We start from the raw sequence: 23,342 nt of genomic DNA, 5'->3' as shown, positions 1-23,342 counted from the left end.
CTGTTTTTCAGACCTGTTTATTTCCTGTGATATACCCTGTCTGTCCATAGTTTATATTTTTTACAGCACCGCTTTATGCGGTGTTTTTTTTTGCCTGAAATTCCCCTGGCGGCATATCCCACTGGCAGGCAATAAAAATTCAGTATTTTTGATTGGCCAATCACACAACGACAGATAACAATCGTTTGCGCGGCATGTAAACGCATTTTTGGATAGATTTATTTAATGAATATCCGGACAGTGATTGCTGAAAAAGAGGGGCTGCGCCGGTAATATTCCGAGGAAAAATTCGCGGATAAAAAAGACCGGCGGGGGGAGCGACAGTCTCAGAAAAACAGAGCAGCCGCCGGTGACACCACGGCTGCGACCACCAGGGTTACTGGCCGACCCTGCTCATCTCTTTTACATCAGCACGGTTAATCTGTTGCTGATGACCATTACTGTCTTTATAAACCATCATACCGGTATCATCATCAAGCACCGGTTTCCCCTGAGCCACCAGGGTACGGCCATCACTGGTATGCATAATGTAATTAGAAGAACAACCGGCCAGAGTGAACACAAGCGCTGAAATAACGAAAACTGCTGCGACTGGCTTTTTCATTTATTATCTCCTTAAGAGTATCTTACACTGTCAGCCATTATTTCATGGTACGACCTGACTGTTGATCGCGATCAGCACTGTCATCCTGTAGTGACAACAGTCGGCTACATAAAGCATATGACAAACCGGGCAACTTGCCAGTCAGCGGCCCGGTTTTCAGCCTTATCTTAAATTTATCGGACAAGAGTACGTTATGAATGGTTTTAACCCTGCGGACTTCCGCCGCCAGTTCCCGGCGCTGGACAAAGATGAAATTTATCTGGACAGTGCTGCGACAGCCCTGAAACCACTGGCAATGATCAACGCCAGTACCGCATTTTACCAGAGTGCCGGTACCGTCCATCGCAGCCAGCACAGCGGAGCCCGCAGGATGACCAGGCGCTATGAAAATACCCGCCAGCAGGTTGCAGAGTGGCTGAATGCCGGAGCGACACAACAAATCATCTGGACCCGTGGCACCACAGAATCCATTAATCTGGTCGCAAATAGCTGGCTGGCCGGGCAATTGCAGCCCGGCGACGAAATACTGGTCAGTGAAATGGAACATCACGCGAACCTTATTCCGTGGCTGATGGTGGCCGCAGCCCGCGGCGCAAAAGTGGTCAAATGGCCGGTCACCTCTGCCGGTTTACCCCGTTATGACCTGCTGCCGGCACTGCTGAATGCACGCACCCGGTTACTGGCCGTCAGCCAGATGTCAAATGTCACCGGTGTTATGCCGGATCTGGAAAAAATCACCCGGCTGGCGCAGGCGGCCGGCGTAAAAGTACTGGTTGATGGTGCCCAGGGCGTGGTACATCAGCCCCCTGACTTACAGGCATTGCCGATTGATTTCTATGTTTTTTCTGCCCATAAAATGTACGGCCCGACCGGGCTGGGCGTCCTGTTTGCCAGAGAACAGCGGCTGCAGGAGATGACCCCTTCGGTCGGCGGGGGAAAAATGATCGAGCAGGTCAGTTTTGACGGCTTCACCGCGCGACCGGCCCCCTGGGGCTTCGAAGCAGGCACCCCCAATATTGCGGGGGTGTATGCCTTCGCTGCAACCCTCGATTTCTTATCCGCACTCGACCATCAGGCTGCCGAACACTGGAGCCGTGCACTGGCAGAGGCGGCAGAAACACAGCTGGCAGCGCTGCCGGGATTCCGCAGTTTCCGCCAGCATAACGCACCGCTGCTCTCCTTTACGGTGCAGGGGATCCATGCATCTGATCTGGTCACCTTACTGGCCGAGCAGCAGATTGCCCTGCGTGCCGGCCAGCATTGTGCCGCACCGCTGATGACCGCGCTGCATACTGAAGGTACCGTACGCGCGTCATTTGCCCCTTATAATAATCAGCAGGATGTCAGCGCGCTGGTTCGTGCAGTCAGTACTGCTGTTCAGCTACTAAGTGAGTAACTTTATGTCCCCTGTGATTGCCCCGCATCCGTTTGCCACAGAAATCACCGCCGCACAGTTAGCTGAGCAGTTTTCTGCATTCAGCCACTGGGAAGAACGTTACCGGCAGTTGATCCTGCTGAGTAAAAAATTACCCGCACTACCGGAAGAGCTGAAACAACCTGAGATTGAAATTTCCGGCTGTGAAAACCGTGTCTGGCTCGGCAGCCAGTTACTGGATAATGGCCGCTTTCATTTTTACGGTGACAGTGAGGGGCGGATCGTCAAAGGACTGCTGGCCGTGTTACTGACGGAGTGCGAAGGGAAAACAGCCAGTGAACTGGCTGTGCTTGATCCGTTACAGATATTTGAGCGGCTGGGCCTGAAAAACCAGCTAAGTGCCAGCCGCAGCAGCGGACTGGATGCTCTGGCCGCCGCCATCCGTCTGAGGGCTGCCACCGCCTGATACCCGCTTATTCCTGTGCTGCCACGGCAGCCAGCTGACGCTGTTTACGGGCAATATACTTTTTCAGGGCATGGGAAACAGCAATAAAACCAAAGCTGGCAGTAACCATGGTTGCTGCCCCGAAACCCGAGGCACAATCCATGCGCTTCGGGCCTTCCGCTGTACTGCGCGAGGCACATACGCTGCCGTCCGGTTGCGGGTAGACCAGCGCTTCGGTGGAAAACACACAGTCTATTCCCAGCTTACCCTTGCTGTTTTTGACTATTGAGAAATCAGATTTCAGCCGTTCACGCAGTTTGGCTGCCAGCGGATCCTGAATGGTTTTCGCCAGGTCAGCCACCGCAATCTGTGTCGGGTCAGTCTGGCCGCCCGCACCACCGGTGGTGATCAGCGGTATTTTGTGACGACGGCAATAGGCCAGTAAGGCAGCCTTTGGTCTGACACTGTCAATCGCATCAATGACATAATCAAACCCGTCACCGATTAACTGTGCAACATTGTCCGGCGTCACAAAATCATCCACACACACAACCTCACACTGCGGGTTAATCTGCCGGATACGCTCCGCCATCACCTCCGTTTTAGACTGACCGGTATTACCGCGCAATGCATGAATTTGCCGGTTGGTATTTGTCACACACACATCATCCATATCGATCAATGTCAGGCTGCCGATACCCGTGCGGGCTAATGCCTCAGCCGCCCATGACCCGACGCCACCAATACCGATAACGCAAAAACGAGCCTCAGCAAAAAAATTCAGCGCCTGCTCACCATACAGGCGGCCAGTACCGCCAAAACGCTGGCGCCAGGCCTCGGTAACTTCCGGCATAGATCCTCTTTCTGTTCATTTTACTTTCTGCCGCCGGGCAACACCGCCCGGCGGATAATCGGCTGACCGGCCCCGCAGCGGGATCCGTTACCGGGTCAGCACACCTGTCCCCGGGGCTGATTTTAACACCCAGACGCGGCCATAGTGATTATAAAAACCGGCAAGATGTGCCGCTTCCGGCCCAATCCCCTGATAAATATCGAAATGCTGTCCTTTTATCGCTCCGCCGACATCCAGCGCCACCATCAGCCGCATCTGGTAAGTGCCGTTAAATTTCCCTTTATCATTCAGTTGCGGGATCTCCGCCAGTAACACAGTACCGGGCGGGATAAGGGAGCGGTCGGAAGCCACCGAGGCTTTAGCAATCAACGGTACCGCGCTGGCGCCCCGCACCGGGGTATATTCTTCGGGTTTAAAAAACACAAACGACGGATTTGTTTCAAGCAAAGCACGCACTTGCGGGTAGGAATGGTTCTGAGCCCACTCGCGGATCGCCTGCATCGACATATCTTCACGCTTTACTTCGCCGCGATCGATCAGTTCTTTACCGATACTGTGGTAGCCCCAGCCATTTTTACCGGCATAGCCGAAAAAGGTCAGTGGCCGGCCATCACCGTAATCGACGTAACCACTGCCCTGCACATCCATCATAAAGTTATCAATTAATGAATTACTCCACGCAATCACGTAACGTGAACTGATAGCTCCGTTATAAATTTCAGCACGGCTGGGTAATTTATATCCGCGTTTCCGCGGCGGCATACGATAGATCGGGTACTGGAATTCACCCTGTCGGGTATAACGGGCTTCGATCACTGGCGTATAGTAGCCCGTAAACTGCACGTTACCGTAATTATCCATCCCCTCCATCTGCCAGGCATTTACCCCGAACTGACGTAATTGCCGGGTATTTCCTCCGGCCGCCAGCCAGTTCTCAATCGCCTGGTAAGTCCCGAGATTACGGTTAAATAATCCGCCGGATGCCAGCTGGATCTGCCGGACCTGCTCGGCAAAATCACGGGCATTGACCGGTATCCCTTTGGCATTAGGCTGATTCACTAATGCAAACGGCTGTTCCAGTATTCCGTCTTTATACTGCTGACCTCGATCAGTGGGTTTTGAAGAACATCCGGCTAATATGGCCAGAAATGCCCCTGTCACTGCATATTTCGCCCAGTTTCCTTTCATTACGCTGCCTTCAATAGATAATCTGAGGCGAAGATAGCAGAGGGATGATAATAATTAAATCATCCGTCCGGCCGGTGCCGGGGATTTACATAAAAAAACAAAAAGTGCCGGAAAATTCAGCAGCCCGCGGTTTTTTTTACGGTTTTTCTGCAAAATGGGTTGCATCAGAGGCCATGAAGAGTATAGTGCGCATCCACGGACGCGGGGTGGAGCAGCCTGGTAGCTCGTCGGGCTCATAACCCGAAGGTCGTCGGTTCAAATCCGGCCCCCGCAACCAATACTAAGAAAGCTTATCAAATCATATTTGATAAGCTTTTTTTTGGTCTGCAATATAGCAGGCCTGACGGCCTGCGGTTAAACATTACATTCTTTGCGGCGCTTTTAACCCCAGGGTATCCATCCCCTGACGTAATACCCGCCCGGTAAGCGCGGCCAGCGCCAGACGGCTTTGCCGTTCCGCCGGATGATCATGGCTGAGGATCGGTGAACTGGCATAAAAACCAGAGAACAGCGACGCCAGTTCATACAGGTAATTACACATAATATTCGGCATCCCCTCTTTCGCCACCGCCAGCAGCGCCTCTTCAAACTGCAGCAGTTTCACTGTCAGGGAACGTTCAGTTGCCGAGCTGAACAGCAGATCGCCTGATAAAGTCGTGGCCAGCGGATGACTGCTTTCCGCTTTGCGCAATATCGAACTGATACGTGCACAGGCATACTGAATATAAGGGGCCGTATTTCCTTCAAAGCTGAGCATGGTATCCCAGTCAAACACATAGTCGGTGATACGGTTTTTCGACAGATCAGCGTATTTTACCGCCCCAATTCCAATCACTTCTGAAAGCTCCGTCAGCTCTGCAGCCGATAAATCGGGGGATTTTTCGCTGACCAGTTTATGAGCACGCACCACCGCTTCTTCCAGCAACTCTGCCAGCCGTATGGTTCCCCCTTCACGGGTTTTAAAGGGTTTACCCTCTTTGTCCAGCATCATACCGAACTTATGGTGCTCCAGGCTGACCTGCGGGGGAACATAACCGGCACGGCGCACAATTTCCCAGGCCATCATTAAATGCTGGTGTTGCCGGGCATCAATATAGTAAAGGATCCGGTCAGTGTGCAGGGCCTGATAACGGTATTTGGCACAGGCAATATCCGTGGTGGTGTACAGGTATCCGCCATCCTGCTTACGGACAATAACCCCCATCGGTTCTCCCTGCTTATTACGGTAACTGTCCAGAAAAACCATAACCGTCTCTTGTTCGGCGGTGGCAATCCCCCGCTCCAGCAGATCATCCACAATCTCCGGCAGCATATCGTTATAAGCACTTTCGCCGCGGATATCTTTGCGCTGTAACGATACCCCTAACCGGTCATAGTTCTTCTGGTTCTGGGCCATGGAGATATCCACCAGCTTATGCCACATCCGGCGGCAATATTCATCGCCCTGCTGTAATTTCACCACATAACTGCGGGCTTTCAGGGCAAAGGCCGGATCCTCATCGTAGCGTTTTTTCGCCGCACGATAAAAACCCTCCAGATCAGACAGCGAAATATTTCCGTCGTTTTCGGCCAGTTCCAGATAAGTGATCAGCATCCCGAACTGGGTTCCCCAGTCACCAATATGATTAACCCGGGTCACCTTATGACCGAGAAATTCCAGAGTTCTGACACTGGCATCACCGATAATGGTCGAACGTAAATGCCCGACGTGCATCTCTTTAGCGACATTCGGTGAAGAATAATCCACCACCACATGTTGTGCCGGTTGTCTGGCCACCCCTGAACGCGGATCATTAAATGCCAGCTCTGCCTGCTCCAGTAACCAGCGATCATTAAGAAACAGATTAATAAACCCGGGGTGAACGGCCTCTGCCCGGGCAATAATATGCCGGTACTGTGAATTATTCATCAGCTCGCCGGCAACCCGTTGCGCTAATTTCAGCGGGTCCGTTGCCTGTGATTTGGCAATTGCCATCATACTGTCTATCTGATAATCACCATATTCTGGCCTGGCTGAAGGACGGGCTGAAACCGGCTTATCTGTGGTTATATGACATTGTGTCATTGCCTGTCTGACTTTTTCAGCCAGAATATATTTTATATCCATAAATCACCTTCATATAAGTTGACCACAGAAAATATAATCCATTATTTATTCACTGAATACGGATAGTTATTTCCATTATCCGTCGGAATTAAGAATACTGACCACTGACTGATGTAACTGCTGAGAATTAATACCAATTACAGGAACGACAAAAATAGTATCATCACCGGCAACTGTACCTAATATTCCATCAGATTTACCACAGGAATCAAGTAACCGGGCAATCAGGGGAGCCGCTCCGGGCACCGTATGGGCAACGACCATCCAGTCATTGGTTTCAACACTCAGAACTGAGCTTTTCAGGGTAGTTTTTGCCGTGGGAATACCCCGTTCGGCGGGCAGACAATAAACCATTTCCATCCGCGCATTACGGGTGCGTACCGCGCCATAGCTGGTCAGCATACGGGAAACTTTGGACTGGTTAATATGTTCAAAGCCATTGGCAGTCAGATAATCGACAAATTCGGCCTGAGAGCCAAATCGTTCCTCTCTTAATAGCTGCTGAAATGCTTTATCGAGGTCTAAATGTTTAATGTTTTTTATGATATCGGCCATGGTGTTTCTCTGAATTAATTAATACATAGGGAACATTATTGTTGTGCGCACAGAAATACCATTTCCGGCCAGAATATTCCCGATAAATATTCATATACTAATCATTCATTGACTTTAATCATGTATCTCAGCGGCTATAGCATTATATGTACAGAAGCCGCACAAATAAATACATCCGATAACTTTTAATGACAAACATACTGATCTAAGAAGTTCTTATATAAATAACCCTGAACATTTATAAATGAATAATTATTTTTACGTCCTGAGAATAAAAAGGCAGCAAAGTTTCCCCTGCTGCCCGATGCTAAGTACAGATAATATCGCTGTACTTATAAATACTGAATGCTCAGAACCGTAGCGTTATACTGCCTTGACGCACATGACGTGATAAACACCCTGCTCTTTTTCGGCACCTTCCGTTTCATGTTCAAAGCCCGGGAAGGCATCATCCCATGCCTGTAACGCCTGCAGGTAAGCGATCTGCGGACTGTTTTTATCACCGAAGTTTTCACCGGACATCAGCATCGGAATTCCTGGCGGATAAGGGATTACCGAGTTCGCGGCAGTACGGCCCGCCAGATCATAGATGGATACCAGTTCAGTATTGTCTCTGACCAGCTGGGTATAAGCATCACGTGGCAGCATATCCATCTGCGGCAGAGTTGAATAGGCTTTATTCAGCTGTTCGCTCGGATTATGGGTTTTCAGGAAACTAATCATCCGCTGACCCAGTTGCTGCATGGTCATCGTGCCATACAATTCAGGATCTGTTTCGACCAGTCCCGGTAAAACTTCAGATAACAATGCATCAGCATCATAATGTTTTTTGAACGAAATCAGGCTGTTCATCAGAGTTGCCCATTTACCTTTGGTCACCCCCATAGAGAACAGGAACATGACCTGGAAATCGGTGGTCCGGGTAGGCACAATCCCGAGACTGGACAGATAAGCAGTAACCAGCGCGGCCGGGACACCATTATCCTGCAGGCTGCCATCGCCGTTCAGGCCCGGTGTCAGCAGACTGACTTTCACCGGATCCAGCATCACCCAGTTTTCATCCAGATCATTAAACCCGTGCCAGCTGTCCTGCGGATCCAGGGTCCAGCACGACTGCTCTTTCACCAGTAACTCTTCCGGTGCATCCGCAAACGCATAGCGGTTGCCGGTCCGCGGACAGGTTACCGTCTCAGCGTTCCACGGTTTAAAGAACCAGTCATTATTCTGCTCTGCGTCACGGTAAGCACGGGCCACTGCCTGACGGAACTCAACGGCTTCTTCAATAACTTCGGTGGTTAAATTAACCCCCTGATTACCTTCCATCATCGCTGCTGCCACATCGTTAGACGCCGCAATAGAATACAGCGGTGAGGTGGTGGCATGCATCATATACGCCTGGCTGAACTGAGCCGGTTTCACATTACCGCGCCCTTCACGGATATGAATATAAGACGCCTGAGAAAGTGCATTCAGTAATTTATGGGTCGAGTGAGTGGCAAAAATTGTTGGCTGATCGGCCGTATGTGCCGCTTTATCACCACGCATTGCATGGAAGCTTTTATAAATCGGGTTAAAGCGGGAATAACCGAACCAGGCTTCATCATAGTGAATACGGTCACAGCTCTGCCCCAGCAGGTGCTGAATAGTATCACCGTTATAGATAAGACCGTCGTAGGTACAGTTAGTCACCACACTGTACACCGGACGCGGGTTAGCCGCGTGACTGGCAAACCGGTTCTGTTTAATTTGTGCCTGTAATGCTTGCGGCTGCATCTGTGCTTTCGGGATAGGTCCGATAATGCCGTAAGCATTCCGGGTCGGTGTCATATATACCGGATGAACACCGGTTAACATTAATCCCTGTTCAATGGACTTATGGCTGTTACGGTCACAGATAGCAATATCCTGATCGGTACAGCAAGCCTGCATTATGGTACGGTTAGCCCCGGACGTCCCGACGACCAGTGAATAAGAGCGGTCGGCACCAAATACACCGGCAATATATTTTTCACTGTCACCAAAAGCCCCCGTATGATCCAGCATCGAGCCAAGACACGCCCTTTCAATACCCATATCGGTACGGAAGATATTCTCACCGTAGAAATCAAAGAATTTACGGCCCACCGGCGTTTTACAGAAGCCAATACCGCCCTGATGTCCCGGCGCTGACCATGAATATTCTTTCTCTTTGGCATATTTCATCATTGCCGCCATCAGTGGCGGCATAATGACTTTTTCATAGCGGGCGACGGCGGACTGTAAACGGCCGACAATAAAGTCAGTGGTATCGTCCAGAACCAGGAACGTTTCGCTGACATCACCCATCACTTCCGCTGTGACTGATGCATTATCCTGGTGAGAATTAATCAGCAGAAATGCGGGGGCTTTTTCGTGACGGATACGTAACTGTTTTAAAAATGCAGTAATTTCTGCACTTTTCTCCGGAGCCCACTCCAGCATCACGCAGTCGACCGGGGCGGTGGAGCTGACATAGTTAGTGGCTTCAGCATAGTTGGCAGAGAATCTGACCTGCTCCCCTTTGCTAAACAACGACGTGGTGATTTTTTCGACAGTTTGCTCTATCGGCGTCAGTGGTGTTGTGGTGCTTATAGCCTTATTCACAACCACTAAATAGTTTTTATCACACATAAGATCCTCATTATTATACTTTGTATAAATGATCAGGGCGGATATTACTTATTATAAAAGTAAGCAATAAATGTTCAGATACCTGGTGAAAGAGAGATTATCAATAAACTCACTGACCTGATGAAGAGGAAATTAAACTATAGACTTTATTTTTTCCAGCCTATTTTTTGCCGAAAAAAAATATTTAAATAGTCATTCAAATGGTCTGTTTTTTAATATCAATGATTCGCAGAAGATAGAACAAAAAACACAATAAAAACAAACCATTAGAATATATATTTATCAAAAGATGATATCTGAATATTTATATAAAAATAATTTTTTAGGGTTATTTCTTGATATTGATCAATTTTAATTTCCGGTAATTACCTTTACTTTATAGCCAGCAAAAAGCTAATTAATAAAACAACCATCAATATTTAAATTCACAATAAATGAATTTAAATATTGATAATAAATCTGCCGGATTACATTAAACCAGGAGAATGTTATGGCTTCAAATTCCAGGAAAATGGGGGTCGTTGACCTGACCGTTCTCGTGGCCGTAAATATGATGGGCTCAGGTATTATCATGCTGCCCGCCAGCCTTGCGGAAACGGGTGCAATTTCCATTTTATCGTGGGCAGTTACTGTCGTCGGTGCGATGTGTATCGCCTATACCTTCGCCAAATGTGGTGCACTGTGCCGCCGCTCAGGCGGGATGTCCGCTTATGCCGCAGAAGCCCACGGAAAATCGGCCTTCTTTATTGCCTCTTATACCTACTATATTTGTCTGGTTATCAGTTGTGTGGCTATTGCTGTCTCCGCTGCGGGTTATATGGCTCCGTTTGCCCCCTGGATCAAAAGTTCACCGGTGCATACCTTCCTGACAGTTGTCGCCATCCTGGTCGTCACTATGGTTGCTAACTTTAAAGGGCCTAAAATCACCGGTAAAATCTCGAACATTACTATCTGGGGTATCATTATTCCGGTTGCCGGGCTGTCTGTACTCGGCTGGTTCTGGTTCGATCCGGCTATCTTCAGTGCGGCCTGGAACCCTCATTCCATGTCTACCGGTGGTGCTATCTCTTCAGGTATCTCACTGACTCTGTGGGCTTTCCTCGGTGTTGAATCGGCAGGGGCTAACTCTGATGCGGTAGAAAATCCGGAACGTAATGTCCCGCTGGCATGTCTGTTTGGTACCGGGTTTGCCGCTATTGTTTATATCGCCTCCACCACAGTTATTCAGGGGATTGTCCCGAATGCACAACTGGTAACCTCCGATGCTCCTTTCGGGCTGGTATTCTCAATGATGTTTACCCCGCTGGTAGGTCAGATTATTACCGCACTGGCGGTTATTGCCTGTATCGGTTCCCTGCTGGGCTGGCAGTTCACCAATGCGCAGGTATCGAAATCTGCGGCCGATGATAAATTATTCCCGCAGGTATTCGCTAAAGTCAGCAAAAGCGATGCGCCTGTTGCCGGTATGCTGATTATGCTGGTACTGGAGTTGTTACTGGCTTCCATGACTATTTCGCCTAACCTGCTGAAACAGTTCAACATGCTGTTAAACCTGGCGGTATTTATTAATATGGTGCCTTACGTATTATCCATGACCGGTTTGCAGGTAATGATGCAGAAAAACCATGTGACGAAATCTCAGTACCGGGTTGCCTCCATCGTCAGTACTTTCGCCGTGCTGTACAGTATCTACGGTGTGTATTCCTGCGGTGTGGAAGCCGTTTTCGGCGGCACTATTATCACCCTGCTGGGCTATATCTTTTACGGATTCCTCGCCGGACGGGATGCCGGAGATAAGGTGAAATCCGCCGTCTGATTGTGCCCTTCATATTTTCCTCTGCCACTGGCAGAGGAAAATGCCTTAAACGTTCCGCCTCTCTGCCAGATAATATTTAATTCCCCCGACAATCGCCTCTGCCACCTGCTGCTGATAACCAGCTGTGCGCAGTTTTTTCTCTTCCTGCGGATGGCTGATAAATGCCGTTTCTACCAGTACAGACGGAATATCCGGTGCTTTTAATACGGCAAACCCGGCCTGATCGACCTGTTGTTTATGCAGACGGGTTATTTTCCCCATATGCCGCAGCATATGCTGCCCCAGTTTAAGGCTGTCGCTGATGGTCCGGCGTTGCAGCATATCGAACAGGGTACGATCCAGGTAAAGGTCACCACTGAGATTAACCCCGCCAATACTGTCCGAGGCATTCTGACTGTCCGCCAGAAAGCGGGCAGCGGCCGAAGTGGCCCCGCGGGTTGATAAGGCAAATACGGAAGCGCCGTTGGCGGCAGGACGGGTAAAAGAATCAGCATGAATGGATATCAACATATCGGCTTTCAGGCGCTGAGCTTTGGCCACACGGACCTGCAGCGGAATAAAAACATCATCACTGCGGGTCATAAAGGCGGTCATCAGTGGCTGTTTATCTATCAGTTTTTTCAGACGGCGGCTGATACTCAGTACAATATCTTTCTCACGGGTGCCCGCTTTGCCACGCGCGCCCGGATCCTCCCCGCCATGGCCGGGATCGATCATCACGATCAGCGGACGATCGCGGCCAGCTTTACCCGGCGCTGGCGGCGTCACGGCTTCGCCGGCGGAATAACGGGCAAGAAAGGCGGTCAGCGGGTCACCGTCGGTATTGAGGCCGGAATAAAGATCGACCACCAGCCGGTGCTTAAAATCAGCAACCGGGGTAAGGGCAAATATTTTCGGCGTGACCTGCTGCTTCAGCACCAGCACAATGCGTAGCGTCGTGGCCGTAAACTGTCCGGCCCTCACTTCACGCAGATACGGGTCGGTACTGCTGACGCTGCCGGCCGCCTGTTTCACCACCTGGTTCAGTTGCACATCTTCAATATCCACCACCAGACGTTCAGGATCATTCAGCCTGAACTGGCGATAACGTAATGGCCCGCTCGATTCAAGGGTAACCCGTGTATAGGCTGATGACGGCCAGATACGCACCGCAATCATCACCGGCCCTGCCGCACCGCGGGTACGGGTAACTGCCAGTAAGGCTGATACGGCAGTGGCCTGTAATAACCGGCGACGGCTGAAAAACGGATATTCTGCTGACATAGACATCCTGTCCATAGGGTTAAAAAGAGAACAAACAGTGGCTGGTGAAAGAAAACAATTTTGCTTAACGGCCGGTACAATATTTACGGAACTCCATGATAATGAAGTTTATTACCTGGTTTGGCACGATTAAATTGGTAAAAAAACGTCAGTTTCAGCCCTTGCAAATCCCTCCGGAAAAGAATAAAAATACATAAAAACAGAATAACAATTCACTCCGGAGTGTGCCGTGAAGGAACGTAGTACCGAATTAGTGCAGGGGTTTCGTCATACGGTCCCGTATATTAATGCCCATCGTGGCAAGACCTTTGTCATTATGCTGGGTGGTGAAGCCATCGAGCATGACAACTTTTCCGGTATTGTGAACGATATCGGCTTACTGCATAGCCTGGGTATTCGCCTGGTGCTGGTCTACGGCGCACGTCCGCAAATTGATGCCAACCTGGCCGACCATCAGATAGCCCCCCGGTATCACAAACACACCCGTGTCACCGATGCTGCCTCCCTGGAACTGGTAAAACAGGCCGCAGGCCGGCTGCAACTGGAAATCACTGCCCGCCTTTCCATGAGTCTCGGTAATACGCCTTTGCAGGGCGCCCATATTAATGTTGTCAGCGGCAATTTTGTGATTGCTCAGCCGCTGGGCGTCGATGACGGGGTCGACTACTGCCATTCAGGACGTATCCGCCGCATTGATCATCAGGCGATTCACCGTCAGCTGGATAACGATGCCATTGTGTTAATCGGCCCAGTCGCCGTGTCGGTCACCGGAGAAAGTTTTAACCTGCCATCAGAAGAAATTGCCACTCAGGTGGCGATAAAGCTGAAAGCCGAAAAAATGATCGGTTTCTGCTCCGGACAGGGGGTCGCCGACGAGGCAGGTAACATTGTCTCTGAAATGTTCCCGAATCAGGCACAGCAACGGATTGATGCTTTTGAACAGCAGGGCAACTATCTGTCCGGTACCGTACGTTTTTTACGGGGGGCAGTACAGGCCTGCCGCAGTGGTATTCGCCGCAGTCATCTGATCAGCTATCAGGAAGACGGTGCCCTGTTACAGGAGCTGTTCTCACGCGATGGGATCGGGACTCAGGTTGTTATGGAATCTGCTGAACAGATCCGTAAAGCGACGATCGATGATATCGGTGGCATCCTGGATCTGATCCAGCCGCTTGAGCAGCAAGGGATCCTCGTGCGCCGCTCACGGGAACAACTGGAAATGGAGATTAATAAATTCACCGTCGTGGTACGCGATAATCTGACCATCGCCTGTGCGGCACTCTATCCTTTCGCCGATGAAATGATTGGTGAAATGGCCTGTGTGGCGGTGCATCCGGAATACCGCAGTTCTTCGCGCGGCGACCTGCTGTTACAGCACATCTGCCTGCAGGCAAGAATGGCGGGGCTCCGGAAAATTTTTGTCCTGACCACCCGCAGCATCCACTGGTTCCAGGAGCGGGGTTTTGTGCCGGTCGATATCGACTCTTTACCGGAAACCAAAAAGAAAATGTACAACTATCAGCGCCGCTCCAAAGTACTGATGCTGAGCCTGACCTGATACCTTAACTCCCCCGCCTGCGGGCAAGGGGAGATATTATGCTGCCGGGTCGCGGGAAAGCTGATCGGTCAGCCCGCTGCGCCGCTGCGTCCGTGATTGTATCGCCCGGAGAAACAGCAGTTCATCACTGTAAATGGTCAGTTGCCTGCGGGCGCGGGTAATGGCCGTATATACCAGCTCACGGGTCAGTACCGGGCTGAACTGTGGCGGCAGTACCAGTGCCGTATGGTCAAACTCGGACCCCTGAGATTTATGGACGGTCATCGCCCATGCCGTATCATGGGGAGGTAAACGACTGGGTTGCACCGCTTTGACGTTACCATCAGGCAGCATAAAGTGGACTTTCAGCTGACCGCTGTTATCGGCCATCGTAATACCAATATCACCGTTAAATAACCCCAGCGCACTGTCATTACGGGTGATCATTACCGGCCGTCCCCTGTACCAGTGGCTGTTTCCTGCACTGGTTGCCAGCCGCTGCTGCTGACGGAGCCGTTGTTCAATGCGCTGGTTGAGGCCGCTGACCCCAAAAGGCCCTTCACGTAATGCACATAACAGCTGATAACGGCTGAACGCCTGCAATACCTCTGCGGCCGGTGCCTGACGCCGGATCATTTCCAGTACCGGCCCGTAGCCATCACTGATATCGTTGAGCATAGTTACCCAGTGTTCAGCACACTCCAGAGGCTGTAATGCGATATCCTGGTAGCCCTCCTGCCGCACCCGGTTAAACCGGGCGGTATCGCCCTGATTCACCGCTGCAGCCAGTTGCCCAATCCCTGATCCGGCAGCAAACCGGTAGCTCTGTTGTAACAGACACAGACTATCACGGACCCGTGGCGCATCCGGTATCTCCTGCCCGGTGAGCTGCGCCCCCGTCAGTTGTGCCAGTTCTCTGGCCCGTTGCGGGCTGTAACCATACTCTGCACAACGACAGATATCTCCCAGTACCGCCCCGGCTTCCACCGAGGCCAGCTGATCGCGGTCACCGAGAAAAATCACCCGCGCAGTGGCCGGTAAGGCGCTGATCAGCGATGCCATCATCGATAAATCAACCATCGACGCTTCATCCACCACCAGGACATCCAGGTGCAGCGGGTTACCCGCATGGTAACGTAACCGGCGGGTCCCCGGCCGTGCCCCCAGCAGCCGGTGCAGGGTTGTCGCCTCATCCGGAAAACGTGCTTTCAGGGTATCATCCACCGGCAAAGCCTGCAGGGCCTTGCCCAGTGACTCAGTCAGCCTGGCCGCGGCTTTACCGGTCGGGGCCGCCATACGGATACGTAAGCGCCGCGGTTCAAGCAGCAATAAGGCCGCCAGCAGTCGTGCCACGGTGGTCGTTTTGCCGGTTCCCGGCCCGCCGGAAATCACGGCATGCTGTCTGGTCAGGGCTACCGCGGCCGCCACTTTTTGCCAGTTATCGCCGGCCTCACCAAACAGCTGATCCAGCACCTGCCGTATTTGCCGGCTGTCCGGAGGATCGGCACGAAAATCAGCCGAGAAAAATCCGGCCACCTGTCGCTCATAGTGCCACATGCGGTGCAGATACAGCCGCTGACCGGATAACACCAGCGGCGTCGCCAGTGAGCCCTCACTGACCGCCTGCCACTCACTGAGCAGCTGTTGCCATTGGCTGACCGTCTGCGGCGCACCAGCTGCCTGCCACAGGGCCTGCGCCAGCGTCAGCTGACGCCCGCTGTATAACGCCTCCGGACGCAGCAAGGCTAACGGCAGGCAGACATGCCCTTCGCCGGTACTGGCACTGAGGCAGGCGGCGGCCAGCAGGCGCGGCGCAGAACCGCTGTTCTCCGTCAGCTGTGCAAAACGCACATCCAGCGGACGGAACATCTGCGCTTCCTGCGCCTGTTTCAGTAACTGTTCAAATTCAGTCATCGCTGACTCCTTCCTGTCCGGCAAACAGACTGTCCAGCTGTTGTATAAACGCTTCCGCCGGGCGGGTAAAAAACACGCCGTTCTCCGGCTGTTCACCGCCCATCCCGCGCAGGAAAAGATAGAATACCCCGCCGAAATGCTGCCGGTAGCCATAGTCAGGGATACGGTGGGCCAGATAACGGTGCAGCGCCAGGCTATAGAGCTGATACTGCAGATCATAACGGTGGTCAGTCATCGCCTGTTGCATCGCCTGAGGTGTATAGGCACTGCTGTCAGCCCCCAGCCAGTTAGATTTATAGTCCAGCAAATAATATTTACCCTGCCAGCGGAACACCAGGTCAATAAAACCTTTCAGCATCCCCTGTACCTGATAAAAATCCACCGGAGCCGCCTGTTGTGACAGAGGATCATAGCGCCGCATCAGGGCATCCAGCGCCTGCGGCTGTAACAGCCCCTTAATCGGCAGATAAAACTCCATCTCCGCCAGCCGGTCACCCGCCGGCAGCGCCGACAGGGACAGGCCTTCATCCAGTAACGGGGTGGTCAGCAAAGTCTCCAGCCACTGCTGCAATACCGGCACCAAGTGGGGCGGATAGCCATGGGCAGCGACCTGTTCAGCCAGCCAGGGCTCAGGGACCGGCTGGCTGAAATCCAGCTGTTCAAACAGGCTGTGTAAAAAGGTTCCCGGCCCCGCGCCACGGGGAAAATGGTGGGCCGTCAGCTGCGGCGGTTGCTCTGTCTGTTGCTCTCCGGCCGCATCAATATCAAATCCCGGCATAACATCCAGTAAACGTGCACTGCCGTGACGCTGCAGGCCGGAATAACTGGTCACCCGCCAGAAATCATTCAGTGAACGGGTCAGGCGACGGCTGGCCAGTTGCGGATCTGCCGCAACATTGTCCTGCCAGCGGGCGGCCGGCGGGTTATCCGCCACGCTAATGGCAATATTGTCATCGGCCAGTTGTGTTAACCGCGCCGATAATTCAGTGGCACTGGCAGGCTGCCCCTGTTGCAATAAATAACCAATCGCACTGTGGTGCAGGTCGGTTTCACCCTGTGGTTTGCGGTTACCACGGAATAACGGGGCCACCCCGATGCTGCAATGCCAGACTGACCGGGTCAGTGCCACGTACAACAGACGTAAATCTTCGGCCAGTCGTTCCTGTTCGGCCAGTTGCATACTCTGTGGTTCCTGCTGTAAATCCAGAACCGCGGCTAAACTGTCCCGGTCATGATACAGGGCCGCATCTGCAGGCCGCCAGCTGGCGGCAAACGGCAGCCAGACTAACGGATACTCCAGCCCTTTCGATTTATGGATCGTGACTATCTGTACCAGATGACGGTCACTTTCGAGGCGTAACTGCTGACTGCTGCCATTAATGTCCGGGTGCAATATCTGACGGCTGAGAAAACGCACCAGCGCGTGCGGACTGTCGAGCTGTACTGCCGCTTCCTGCAATAGTTCGCCCAGATGCATAATATCCGTCAGCCGCCGCTCGCCGCCCTCACTGGCCAGCAGATTTTCTGCCAGTTGCTGTTTTATCATCACATCCCGCAGCATCGGCAGCACCCCCGACTGACGCCACAGCTGCTGCCAGCCGGCAAACAGATCGGTCATCGCATCCCAGCCTTCACTGTGCTGGCTTATCTGTTCCAGTGCCGCGGCATCCAGCCCCATCACCGAGGTTGCCAGGGCGGTACGCAGGGTACGTTCCTGTTCCGGGGCCAGCACCGCCTGTAAAATCCACAACAGTTCCCGCGCTTCAGCAGTCTGATAGACACTGTCGCGGCTGGAAAGGTACACCGACGCAATCCCGTTAGCCTGTAAGGCCTCGCGTATCAGGCCGGCCTCCTGGCGGCTGCGGACCAGTACGGTAATATCGGCAGCGGTCACGGGCATCTCACGTTGCTGGCTGTCAACAAAACAGGCGGTTCCCTGCTGCCCGGCGATCAGCCAGCGGGCAATATCATTTGCCGCCTGGCTGGCCATAAATTGCTGGTACTCACTTACCCCCATACCTTCACCGGGAGCCAGCCACAGGCGCATTGCCGGCTGGCTGACCCCGTCCAGCCGCAGGCTCAGGGCATGGTTCTTCGGGCTGGCAGCCACCGGCTGAAACGGAATTTCGTCGAAAATAAACGGCTGTGCGGTTGCCGAAAACAGGCGATTAACACTGGTAATCATCCCCGGCGACGAGCGCCAGTTAGTCCCCAGGGTATAGTGAGCACTGACTTCTTTTCTGGCAGAGATATAAGTAAAAATATCCGCCCCGCGGAATGCATAAATCGCCTGTTTCGGGTCACCGATCAGTAACATGGCATGCTGTGGCTGACCGCCATACAGGGTGCTGAAAATCCGGTATTGCAGCGGGTCTGTGTCCTGGAATTCATCAATCATCGCCACCGGATAACGCTGACGCACCGATTCTGCCAGTGCCGGTCCGCTGTCATGTTGCAGGGCATAATCCAGACGACTCAGTAAGTCATCGAAACTCAGCAGGGCATGCTGACGTTTTTGCAATCCCACGGAGGCACGGATTTCCCGCAGGGCATGGCTGACCAGGCAGTCATACAGGGTGACAGGCTGCTGCAGAAAGTCCCCGACCTGGCTAAACAGCGGATGCTGCGGAACCTCACCCTTTTTGGTTTTTTCGGCCAGTACCTGCTGACTGAAACGCGCCAGCTCTTTAGGGATCTGATAATCGCGGGTCGGGGTAGCCGCCCACTGTTTCAGTTTATCCAGCCATACAGGTAAGTGCTTACTACTGTAACTGCGCTTATCAACACCGGACTGTTCGATAATATCCCGCAGATCGTCAGCGGCCTGGCTCCACGCCTGTTTCAGTGTATTAATCCGCTGAATATTCTGCTCATGCCGCCCGGTCAGGCTCTGTTCTTCGGCCGGAGCTGACTTAATCACCGGCATTTCCCCCTGCAGCCAGGGCAGCAGAGAGGCTAATAAATGTTCCGGGCCGCTAAAGGTTTCCAGTACGATCCGCGCAACATCTTCATCCAGCGGGTAACAATAGCGCCGCCAGAAATCTGCGGCCGCCTGCCCGAGCAAAGGCTGTTCATTTTCGACCAGTTGCTGTTCAAACAGCATCCCTGATTCAAATGCATTCATATTCAGCATCCGCTGGCAGAAACCGTGGATGGTAAATATAGCGGCTTCATCCATCTGCCGCTCTGCCGCCAGCAGCCGTGCCGCCGCGCCAGAAAAATCAGTAATTTGTGCCAGCAATGGCTGCCAGGCGGCATCCTGCTCCGCCAGCGCCCCGCCGCTTTCCGCCGGAGACGGTTCGGCAGCCCGGATACAGGCAATACGCAGACCATGAATATTATTACGGATACGGCCACGTAATTCGGCAGTCGCCGCCTCGGTAAAGGTCACAACCAGAATTTCTTCCACCGATAACGGACGGTGAAATGCATGATCACCTCCCAGCCCCAGCAACAAACGCAGGTAGAGAATACCTATAGTGTAGGTTTTGCCGGTCCCGGCAGATGCTTCAATCAGCCTCTGGCCCTGCAACGGTAAAACTAACGGGTCCAGTGCTTCTGCCTGCTGCATATTCATCATCCCTTACTTATGATTAATTTAGTCCGGCCTGTCAGGCTGCAGTTATTCGGCCACATGGGCACGGATCACCGGCAGATACCACTGTTCGGCCGCCGCACAGATTTCGCTAATCACCTGCGGGCCGGGTTCACGGCACAGACGCTGCAAATAAGGATCACTGCCTTCGCCCGGCACCTGGAAACTGCCCTGCCAGGCATCCGTCAGTTTTTGTAATGCCTTGCGCCGGGTTTCTTCATCGGTCAGCAGTTGCTGCTTATCAGCACTCAGGCTGCTGGTCAGCCAGCTGCCACCGCAACGGTTCAGCAGTAACAACGGCTGGTTCATCCCCTGCAGAAAGCCATCGATCAGCTGTTCCAGCTGCTGCAGGGCCTGCTCCGGCGGCAGAGGCAGAAAACGCCAGCCACTGTTTTTACGTCCGTACATGCGGCTGATCCCCTGGTAACCGAGGGCACAGTAAACCACGTGCTCAATCCATAATAGCAGGCCATCACTGAGATTAAGCTCTCCCGGCCGCCAGCGCAGAATACCGTCGTCCTGTACCCCGGTCAGCCAGCCCGTCAGCCGTACCTGTAATTCCAGATCCACCTCAATACTGCGGGTATCGGCCAGTTGTCCGCTCACCTGACTGGCAATCTCCTGCATATCGGCTAACTGTTTTTCGCGGAACAGGGCGCCAAAAGGCCCGTAAGGCAGATGACCCGCCATCCGCTGCCGCTGGAAAAACTGCTCACTGTCCTGCTGATAAATCAGGGCATTCAGCAGCTGACTGTTGATCTGATAGCGCTGCAAATTATCCAGTACAAAAGGCTCCGTATCCGGCAGGTCATCTTCCTCCGCCAGAAAACTCACCCCCAGCCGCCGGGTAAACCAGGCCCGCACCGGATGCCGCCAGAAACGCAGTAACTCCTCCAGGGATATTTCGTCGCAACAAAACTCCGCCAGCGGCTGAACAAAGGATGGCAGGGCTTCTCCCTGACCGCGGGCAGAAGGCAGCCATTCACTGGCAAAGCTTTGCCGCGCAGCCTGTGGCATAAAGTTTTCGGCCGCAAACGGGGTACGGCTGTGCTGATGCAGCAGGTGCTCAAGTACCTGCTGTGCACTGTCATCCACGTTCAGGGCTTCATCGCCGGGCAGGCAAAAGCTCTGAGAGATATATTCACAAAGTTCACTCACCAGTACTGATGGCAGACGCACACGGTTATCCTGAATACTGCGGCCGATATAGCTGATATACAGACGGTCGCGGGCTGATACCAGCGCTTCAAGAAACAGGTAACGGTCATCATCCCGGCGACTGCGATCGCCACGGCGCGTCGATTGCTGCATCAGGTCAAATCCGGAAGGGGTCAGCGTCCGGGGATAAACACCGTCATTCATTCCCAGCAGGCAGACTACCTTAAACGGAATGGAACGCATCGGCATCAGGGTACAGAAATTCACCTGCCCCGCCAGAAAACGCTGGCTGATACGCTGCTGGTCCAGCAGACTGCGTAATTCATCCCGCAATATGGTCACCGGAATCTGAGCCGGATACTGTGCTTCAATCCCCTGCTCTGTCAGCTGCCGCCACTGTTCATCAATCAGTGCCAGTGCGGTTTCACTGTCTGTGTCGCCGCTAAAAAAGGTATCAATCATCTCGCGGCAACAGGGCTGCCAGTCCCGCAGAGACAGAGACTGGCGTAAACGCTGACGCCAGTCAGCCAGGCAACTCAGCAGTTCGGCCAGCTGCCCGGCCAGTTCGGCCATCAGTCCGGCCGACTCGTCATAAGGCAGAATCCCCTGCCAGTCACCCTGCTCACTTTCCAGGGCATACCCCAGCAACATACGTTGCAGGCCAAACTGCCAGGTATGCTGGCCCGTCACCGGTAACGACAGGTCACTGACGCTGCTGTCATCCAGCCCCCAGCGCACCCCGGATTCATCCACCCAGTGGCGCAGGGTTCGCAGCCCCTGTTCATTAATCGAAAAACGGGCAGCCAGCGCCGGCACTTCCAGCAGGGCCAGAACATCTTCCGACGTAAAACGGCTGTCGGGCAGCGACAGTAACTGTAAAAAGGCCTGGATCACCGGATGGGCCTGACTGGCACGGCGATCGGAGATGGCAAACGGAATATGCCGCTGACGATTAACCCCGTTAAATACCGACTGGATAAAAGGTGAATAGCTGTCAATATCGGCGACCATCACGATAATATCCCGCGGTTTCAGTTGCGGATCGGCCTCCATCAGTCCCAGCAGGTAATCCTGTAAAACTTCAACTTCACGCTGCGGGCTGTGACAGGCACGCAGCGAAAACGAATCATCCTCGGGCGATAACCGGCGTTTACTGCCGCTGTGGTTATATTGTTCGCTGGTCAGCCCGCTGACCGAGTGGTCCTCAAGGGTCAGAATATCCTGTTGCAGACAATGCAGCAGGCTGTCTTCCCCCGGCCCGGCAAAGGCATCAATTTCATTATCCAGTGCATCCATCTGAGCCAGCAGATATAAGTTATCGCGTCCCAGCTTTCCCCAGGAAGCAAGCAGCGGCTGGGTCAGCTGTTGCTCTCCGTCCTCATTAAACAGCGAGGCGGCCTGCTCTGGTTCACGGAACACCGGCCGTTGTTGCGAAGAGTTAATCTGCTGACGCTGGCGGTGTTGTAGTCGGGCAAGAAACGTCCGGTCACGGATGTCGCCCCAGTAGTCACGGCACGGATTAGTAAACAACAGATGAATATCAATATGCCGCCCCAGGGCCTGTAAAGCCTGCAAATATACCGGGGGCAGGGCCGAAATACCGCAAATAAATACCCGTGGCGGCAGCCCCGGCGGCGGCGTATCACAGCTCTCCAGGGCCTGAATAAACCGTGAATACAGATTGGCACGGTGCCATTCAGGCTGCCCCAGTTCGGCGGTATATTCCACCAGCGCCCGCCATAAGGGAGCCTGCCATTGCTGGGCGTCGCCTAATCCCTCTACCAGCTGCTGTTGCTGCCACTGGTTCAGCCAGTCAGGACGGTACACCAGATACTGGTCAAATAAATCGGCTATCCGGCTGCTGAGCTGGAACAGTTTTCGTTTATCGTCATCATCATTCAGGTAATGGCGCAGGGGTAAAAAGTCGTCCCGCGCCAGCATCTCCGGCAGTAAGGTCATCAGCTTCCAGCTCATGGCACTTTTATTAAAGGCACTTTGCCGGGGAATCCCGGGCAGCACCTGCATAAACATCTGCCAGATAAAGGTTGCCGGCAGGGGAAACTCGATATTGGCGGCAATACTGAACTCGTCAGCCAGCGCCATCTGTAGCCACTGAGCCATGCCGGGGCTTTGCACCAGCACAACTTCTTTGGCAAAAGGATCGCTCAGGGGCTGCATCCTGATGAGATGGGCAGTGAGATCCTTTAAAATATCCAGCTGATTGGAATGGTAAACACTGAACATACTGTCTCCTGAAACGGCTGCCGGCGGTGACCGTCACTG

General features: G+C 52.9%; 14 protein-coding genes and 1 tRNA gene. 5 read left to right on the top strand and 10 right to left on the bottom strand.

The window, feature by feature from the left end:
* Positions 1 to 376: 376 nt before the first annotated feature.
* On the bottom strand, positions 377 to 604 hold the full coding sequence (locus JK211_RS05920) for a YgdI/YgdR family lipoprotein (RefSeq protein WP_212707748.1): 228 nt from the start codon (positions 602 to 604) through the stop codon (positions 377 to 379).
* 193 nt (positions 605 to 797) lie between these two features.
* Here JK211_RS05920 and csdA point away from each other — a divergent pair, with 193 nt between their 5' ends.
* A complete protein-coding gene (csdA, locus tag JK211_RS05915) occupies positions 798 to 2,000 on the top strand; it encodes a cysteine desulfurase CsdA (RefSeq protein ID WP_212707747.1) in 1,203 nt (400 codons plus the stop codon).
* Between the two features lie 4 nt (positions 2,001 to 2,004).
* Positions 2,005 to 2,445 (top strand): cysteine desulfurase sulfur acceptor subunit CsdE, encoded by a 441-nt coding sequence (csdE, locus tag JK211_RS05910; protein ID WP_212707746.1) that lies wholly within the window; start codon positions 2,005 to 2,007, stop codon positions 2,443 to 2,445.
* Between the two features lie 7 nt (positions 2,446 to 2,452).
* Here csdE and tcdA read toward each other — a convergent pair whose 3' ends face one another.
* Positions 2,453 to 3,277 carry a tRNA cyclic N6-threonylcarbamoyladenosine(37) synthase TcdA gene (gene tcdA, locus JK211_RS05905; protein WP_212707745.1) on the bottom strand — a complete coding sequence of 275 codons (825 nt, stop codon included), beginning with the start codon at positions 3,275 to 3,277 and terminating at the stop codon, positions 2,453 to 2,455.
* An 87-nt stretch (positions 3,278 to 3,364) separates the two neighbouring features.
* On the bottom strand, positions 3,365 to 4,465 hold the full coding sequence (mltA, locus tag JK211_RS05900; RefSeq protein WP_212707744.1) for a murein transglycosylase A: 1,101 nt from the start codon (positions 4,463 to 4,465) through the stop codon (positions 3,365 to 3,367).
* Between the two features lie 200 nt (positions 4,466 to 4,665).
* Between mltA and JK211_RS05895 the strand changes: the two genes are divergently transcribed.
* A tRNA-Met gene (locus JK211_RS05895) sits at positions 4,666 to 4,742 on the top strand.
* 84 nt (positions 4,743 to 4,826) lie between these two features.
* Here the strand turns inward: JK211_RS05895 and argS are convergent.
* From argS to adiA, 3 genes are all read right to left on the bottom strand, one after another.
* Positions 4,827 to 6,572: an arginine--tRNA ligase gene (gene argS / locus JK211_RS05890; protein ID WP_212707743.1), complete on the bottom strand. Its 1,746-nt coding sequence runs from the start codon at positions 6,570 to 6,572 to the stop codon at positions 4,827 to 4,829.
* A gap of 75 nt (positions 6,573 to 6,647) precedes the next feature.
* The gene (gene argR / locus JK211_RS05885; RefSeq protein ID WP_212707742.1) at positions 6,648 to 7,127 is read right to left on the bottom strand and encodes a transcriptional regulator ArgR; all 480 of its coding nucleotides are present in this window, start codon (positions 7,125 to 7,127) and stop codon (positions 6,648 to 6,650) included.
* Positions 7,128 to 7,490: 363 nt separating this feature from the next.
* On the bottom strand, positions 7,491 to 9,776 hold the full coding sequence (gene adiA, locus JK211_RS05880) for an arginine decarboxylase (RefSeq protein WP_212707741.1): 2,286 nt from the start codon (positions 9,774 to 9,776) through the stop codon (positions 7,491 to 7,493).
* A 490-nt stretch (positions 9,777 to 10,266) separates the two neighbouring features.
* Here adiA and potE point away from each other — a divergent pair, with 490 nt between their 5' ends.
* Entirely contained in the window at positions 10,267 to 11,592 is a 1,326-nt protein-coding gene (gene potE, locus JK211_RS05875; RefSeq protein ID WP_212707740.1) for a putrescine-ornithine antiporter, read from the top strand.
* 45 nt (positions 11,593 to 11,637) lie between these two features.
* On the opposite strand, the gene JK211_RS05870 is transcribed toward potE, so the two are convergent.
* The gene (locus JK211_RS05870) at positions 11,638 to 12,855 is read right to left on the bottom strand and encodes an N-acetylmuramoyl-L-alanine amidase (RefSeq protein ID WP_212707739.1); all 1,218 of its coding nucleotides are present in this window, start codon (positions 12,853 to 12,855) and stop codon (positions 11,638 to 11,640) included.
* Between the two features lie 229 nt (positions 12,856 to 13,084).
* Here JK211_RS05870 and argA point away from each other — a divergent pair, with 229 nt between their 5' ends.
* Positions 13,085 to 14,413, top strand: coding sequence for an amino-acid N-acetyltransferase (gene argA / locus JK211_RS05865; RefSeq protein ID WP_212707738.1), 1,329 nt, complete (start codon positions 13,085 to 13,087; stop codon positions 14,411 to 14,413).
* Between the two features lie 36 nt (positions 14,414 to 14,449).
* Here the strand turns inward: argA and recD are convergent, their stop codons facing one another.
* The 3 genes from recD to recC are packed head-to-tail and all read right to left on the bottom strand — an operon-like array spanning position 14,450 to position 23,303.
* Entirely contained in the window at positions 14,450 to 16,306 is a 1,857-nt protein-coding gene (recD, locus tag JK211_RS05860; RefSeq protein ID WP_212707737.1) for an exodeoxyribonuclease V subunit alpha, read from the bottom strand.
* A complete protein-coding gene (gene recB / locus JK211_RS05855) occupies positions 16,299 to 19,883 on the bottom strand; it encodes an exodeoxyribonuclease V subunit beta (RefSeq protein WP_212707777.1) in 3,585 nt (1,194 codons plus the stop codon). The genes recD and recB overlap by 8 nt, the downstream gene beginning before the upstream one ends.
* Before the next feature lie 45 nt (positions 19,884 to 19,928).
* Positions 19,929 to 23,303: an exodeoxyribonuclease V subunit gamma gene (recC, locus tag JK211_RS05850; protein WP_212707736.1), complete on the bottom strand. Its 3,375-nt coding sequence runs from the start codon at positions 23,301 to 23,303 to the stop codon at positions 19,929 to 19,931.
* Between the last annotated feature and the right edge of the window lie 39 nt (positions 23,304 to 23,342).

Source organism: Tatumella sp. JGM130, from assembly GCF_018257525.1.
In the GTDB taxonomy this organism is placed as follows: Bacteria; Pseudomonadota; Gammaproteobacteria; order Enterobacterales; family Enterobacteriaceae; genus Tatumella; species Tatumella punctata.
The sequence above is the reverse complement of the archived record's forward strand: the minus strand, read 5'-3'. Positions and strand labels throughout refer to the sequence as shown.

Excerpts from the sequence above, each read along its gene's own strand:
- JK211_RS05870 (WP_212707739.1), bottom strand. The coding sequence starts at position 12,855 with ATGTCAGCAGAATATCCGTTTTTCAGCCGTCGCCGGTTATTACAGGCC.
- potE (WP_212707740.1), top strand. The coding sequence starts at position 10,267 with ATGGCTTCAAATTCCAGGAAAATGGGGGTCGTTGACCTGACCGTTCTC.
- adiA (WP_212707741.1), bottom strand. The coding sequence starts at position 9,776 with ATGTGTGATAAAAACTATTTAGTGGTTGTGAATAAGGCTATAAGCACC.
- recD (WP_212707737.1), bottom strand. The coding sequence starts at position 16,306 with ATGACTGAATTTGAACAGTTACTGAAACAGGCGCAGGAAGCGCAGATG.
- tcdA (WP_212707745.1), bottom strand. The coding sequence starts at position 3,277 with ATGCCGGAAGTTACCGAGGCCTGGCGCCAGCGTTTTGGCGGTACTGGC.
- recC (WP_212707736.1), bottom strand. The coding sequence starts at position 23,303 with ATGTTCAGTGTTTACCATTCCAATCAGCTGGATATTTTAAAGGATCTC.
- recB (WP_212707777.1), bottom strand. The coding sequence starts at position 19,883 with ATGAATATGCAGCAGGCAGAAGCACTGGACCCGTTAGTTTTACCGTTG.
- argR (WP_212707742.1), bottom strand. The coding sequence starts at position 7,127 with ATGGCCGATATCATAAAAAACATTAAACATTTAGACCTCGATAAAGCA.
- csdA (WP_212707747.1), top strand. The coding sequence starts at position 798 with ATGAATGGTTTTAACCCTGCGGACTTCCGCCGCCAGTTCCCGGCGCTG.
- argS (WP_212707743.1), bottom strand. The coding sequence starts at position 6,572 with ATGGATATAAAATATATTCTGGCTGAAAAAGTCAGACAGGCAATGACA.
- mltA (WP_212707744.1), bottom strand. The coding sequence starts at position 4,465 with ATGAAAGGAAACTGGGCGAAATATGCAGTGACAGGGGCATTTCTGGCC.
- JK211_RS05920 (WP_212707748.1), bottom strand. The coding sequence starts at position 604 with ATGAAAAAGCCAGTCGCAGCAGTTTTCGTTATTTCAGCGCTTGTGTTC.
- csdE (WP_212707746.1), top strand. The coding sequence starts at position 2,005 with ATGTCCCCTGTGATTGCCCCGCATCCGTTTGCCACAGAAATCACCGCC.